We start from the raw sequence: 3,898 nt of genomic DNA, 5'->3' as shown, positions 1-3,898 counted from the left end.
CGGTAGTAGAAGTCCCGAAGTGGAGGGCGCCCTGGCGCCCGTGAACGCTACCGTGCGCGCGATCCCCCGCCCGGCCGTCCGCCGAACCGAGGTTTCGACGCGACCCTCAGACCCGCGACACCACGCGATCGAGCGCACCGACCGCAGCATCCAGCACGGACTCGTCGACGGTCAGCGCCGGCCGGAACCGCACGGACCGCTCCCCGCACCCGAGGATGAGGAAGCCCTCGTCGTGGAGCCCCGCCAGCACGGCGTCGCGCACCGCGCGCGACGGCAGCGACACGGCGCACATGAGCCCGCGGCCGCGGGGGTCGGTGACCACGCCGGGGTGCGCGGCGGCGAGCGTCTCGAGCCGGGACAGCAGCCCGGCCCCGACGCGCGCGGCGCGCTCGATCAGGCCCTCCGCCTCGATCACCTCGAGGATGCGGCGCGAGCGCACCATGTCGGCGAGGTTGCCGCCCCAGGTGGAGTTGATGCGCGACGAGACGCGGAAGACGTTGTCGTCGATCTCGTCGACGCGCCCGCCGGCCATGACGCCGCACACCTGGGCCTTCTTGCCGAAGGCGACGACGTCGGGCTGGACGCCGAGCTGCTGGTAGGCCCACGCCGTCCCGGTCATGCCGACGCCGGTCTGCACCTCGTCCAGGACGAACAGGGCGTCGTGCTCGTGGCACAGGGCCTGCACGGCCTGGAGGAACTCGGCGCGCAGGTGGTGGTCGCCGCCCTCGCCCTGGATCGGTTCGGCGACGAAGCAGGCGATGTCGTGCGGGTGCGCCTCGAACGCGGCGCGGGCCTCGGCGAGCGCCTGGGCCTCGAGGGCCTCGACGTCGCGGGGCGCGCCGTCGGCGTCGTGGCCGGGGTAGGGCGAGGCGATGCGGGGCCAGTCGAACTTCGGGAAGCGGGCGACCTTGCCGGGCTCGGTGTTGGTGAGGGACATGGTGTAGCCGGAGCGCCCGTGGAAGGCGTGCTGCAGGTGCAGCACCTTCGTGCCCAGCTCGGGCGAGCGGCCATGCGCCTCGTTGTGCCGCGACTTCCAGTCGAACGCGACCTTGAGCGCGTTCTCGACGGCGAGGGCGCCGCCGTCGACGAAGAAGAGGTGCGGCAGGGCGGGGTCGCCGAGCACGCGGGCGAAGGCGTCGACGAAGCGGGCGAGCTCGACGGTGTAGACGTCGGAGTTGGACGGCTTGTTGATCGCGGCGCGGGTCAGCTCCTCGCGGAACACCGGGTCGCGGAACAGGGCGGGGTGGTTCATGCCCAGGGGGTTCGACGCGAAGAAGGTGAACAGGTCGGTCCACTCGCGTCCGTCGCGGGCGTCGACGAGGGTCGAGCCGTGCGAGCGGTCGAGGTCGAGCACGAGGTCGAAGCCGTCGACGAGCAGGTGCTCGCGCAGCGACTCGAGGACAGCGGTGGCCTCGATCGAGCCGCCGACGCTGGGGGCTGTGCGCTGAGAGATTGTCTCGGTCATACCCCGACGGTAGAGGAGAACCTCCTGCCGAACCAGGGTTGCACCGCAAGAATTCTTGTCAATGCGCCAGCGGGCGTCCCTCGAAGTACGTCCGGAGCACCACGGTGGACCGCGTGGACACGCTCGCCTCCCGCCGGATGACGCCGAGCAGGTCCTCCAGCGCGGACGGCGAGGACACGCGCACCAGCAGCAGGTAGTTCGCGTTGCCGGCCACCGACCAGCACGCCTCGATGCCCGGCACGTCGCGCAGCCGCTCGGGGGCGTCGTCGGCCTGCGACTGATCCAGCGGCGTGATCTCCACGTACGCCGCGATGGGCAGCCCCACGGCGTCGGGGTCGACGACGGCGCGATAGCCGGTGATCACCTGCCGCGCCTCCAGCTTGCGCACGCGCGCCTGCACGGCGGACTGCGACAGCCCCGTCACGCCCGCCAGCGCGGCCAGCGTCGCTCGCCCGTCCTCCCGCAGCGCGCGCACGAGCGCCCGGTCGACGTCGTCCAGCACGGTGTCGCTCATGCGTCGCGCATCCTGTCGATCATCCCGCCACCTCGGCGGACTCCAACCAGGCCATCTCGAGCTCCTCCTTCTCGGCGCCGAGCTCCCGGAGGCGCTCGTCGAGGGCCGCCACAGCGGTGTAGTCCGTCGGGTCGGCGGCGATCTGCTCGTGCAGAGTGTTCTCCTCGTCCGCGATCCGAGCCAACCGACGCTCAATCCGTGAGATTTCCTTCTTCGCGGCCCGCACCTGCGCCGCGGAGGCGCCGGACGGCGTCGCCGCAGGTCGCGCGCCGGAACCGGCGGCTCCGGCGGCGGCGGGCGGGGCGCTCGGGGACGCCGCGGCCGTCGAGGTGCCCGACGCATCCGCCCGGCGCAGCTCGAGGTACTGCTCCACCCCGCCCGGCAGGTCCCGCAGCGCGCCGTCGCCGAGCAGCGCCCACTGCCGGTCGCACACCCGCTCCAGCAGGTACCGGTCGTGCGAGACGACGATCAGCGTGCCGGGCCACCCGTCGAGCAGGTCCTCGACGGCGGCGAGGGTGTCGGTGTCCAGGTCGTTCGTGGGCTCGTCGAGCAGCAGCACGTTGGGCTCCGAGACGAGCAGCCGCAGCAGCTGGAGGCGCCGTCGCTCGCCGCCGGACAGGTCGCGCACGATCGTGTGCGCCCGCTCGCGGGTGAAGCCGAGGCGCTCGGTGAGCTGCCCGGCGGTGAGCTCCTTGCCGTCGACGACGACGGTGCGCTTCTCCCGGTCCACCACCTGCACGGCGGTGAGGTGCCCGACGTCGTCCAGCTCGCCGACGTCCTGCGTCAGCTCCGCGACGTGCACGGTCTTGCCGCGCCGCACGCGGCCGGAGTCCGGCTCCCGGCGGCCGGCGAGCAGGGACAGCAGGGTCGTCTTGCCGGCGCCGTTGACGCCGACCACGCCGAACCGGTCGCCGGGGCCGAGGCGCCAGGTGACGTCGTCGAGCAGCACCCGGCGGCCGGCCGCGTCGCGCGGCCCGGCCTCGTGGCCGTCGCGCGCCGGCACCGTGACGGTGACGTCCTCGAGGTCGAGGACGTCCTTGCCCAGGCGGCGCGTGGCCATCTGGGTGAGCTCGAGGGTGTCGCGCGGCGGCGGCTCGTCGTCGATGAGCGCGGCCGCGGCGTCGAGCCGGAACTTGGGCTTGGAGGTGCGTGCGGGCGCGCCGCGCTTGAGCCACGCGAGCTCCTTGCGCAGCAGGTTGTTGCGCTTCTCGGCCGCCGTCGCGGCCTGCCGGGCGCGCTCCGCGCGCGCCAGGATGTACGCCGCGTACCCGCCGTCGTACCCGTCGACGGCGCCGGATCCGTCGCCGCGCACCTCCCACGTGCGGGAGCAGACGGCGTCGAGGAACCAGCGGTCGTGCGTGACGACGACGAGCGCGCCCGTGGCGCCGGGACGGCCGTAGCGGGCGGCCAGGTGCTCGGCCAGCCAGGCGACGCCCTCGACGTCGAGGTGGTTGGTGGGCTCGTCGAGCAGCAGCACGTCCGGGTCCTCGACGAGCAGCGCGGCGAGCGCCACCCGGCGACGCTGCCCGCCCGAGAGGGTCGACGCGGGCTGGTCGAGGTCCAGGTCCGCCAGCAGGCCGGCGTGCACGGAGCGGATGCGGGCGTCCGACGCCCACTCGTGCGTCGCGTCGTCGCCGTGCACGAGGTCGCGGATCGTCGCCGCGTCGTCGTCCACGTCGCGCTGGACGAGCATGCCGAGTCGGGACCCGCCCACGCGCGTGACGCGACCGGCGTCGGGCGCCTGCGTGCCGGCCAGCAGGCGCAGCAGGGTCGACTTGCCGGCCCCGTTGGGGCCGACGACGCCGATGCGGTCGCCGTCGTCGAGACCGAGCGAGACGTCGCGCAGGAGGGTGCGGGTGCCGATGGTCAGCGCGATGCCGTCCGCGCCGAGGAGATGTGCCACCCGACGAGGGTAGTCG

General features: G+C 73.8%; 3 protein-coding genes. All 3 read right to left on the bottom strand.

Annotated features, from left to right (window positions below; genetic code table 11):
- Nucleotides 1–106: 106 nt before the first annotated feature.
- Genes lat through ACFUVW_RS20100 form a run of 3 tightly spaced genes read right to left on the bottom strand, consistent with a single transcriptional unit; the run spans nucleotide 107 to nucleotide 3,882 of the window.
- On the bottom strand, nucleotides 107–1,465 hold the full coding sequence (gene lat / locus ACFUVW_RS20110; protein WP_430573065.1) for an L-lysine 6-transaminase: 1,359 nt from the start codon (nucleotides 1,463–1,465) through the stop codon (nucleotides 107–109).
- 58 nt (nucleotides 1,466–1,523) lie between these two features.
- Nucleotides 1,524–1,979: an Lrp/AsnC family transcriptional regulator gene (locus ACFUVW_RS20105; RefSeq protein WP_430559616.1), complete on the bottom strand. Its 456-nt coding sequence runs from the start codon at nucleotides 1,977–1,979 to the stop codon at nucleotides 1,524–1,526.
- 19 nt (nucleotides 1,980–1,998) lie between these two features.
- Nucleotides 1,999–3,882, bottom strand: a complete 1,884-nt coding sequence (locus tag ACFUVW_RS20100; protein WP_430573064.1) for an ABC-F family ATP-binding cassette domain-containing protein — start codon at nucleotides 3,880–3,882, stop codon at nucleotides 1,999–2,001.
- Nucleotides 3,883–3,898: the final 16 nt, after the last annotated feature.

Source organism: Isoptericola sp. NPDC057391 (assembly GCF_042668085.1).
Taxonomy (GTDB): domain Bacteria; phylum Actinomycetota; class Actinomycetes; order Actinomycetales; family Cellulomonadaceae; genus Isoptericola.
Note: the sequence above shows the minus strand (reverse complement) of the source record. Positions and strands in the feature narration are given on the sequence as shown.

What these genes read in the sequence shown, in the direction of transcription:
- lat (WP_430573065.1), bottom strand. Translation starts at nt 1,465, where the DNA reads ATGACCGAGACAATCTCTCAGCGCACAGCCCCCAGCGTCGGCGGCTCG.
- ACFUVW_RS20105 (WP_430559616.1), bottom strand. Translation starts at nt 1,979, where the DNA reads ATGAGCGACACCGTGCTGGACGACGTCGACCGGGCGCTCGTGCGCGCG.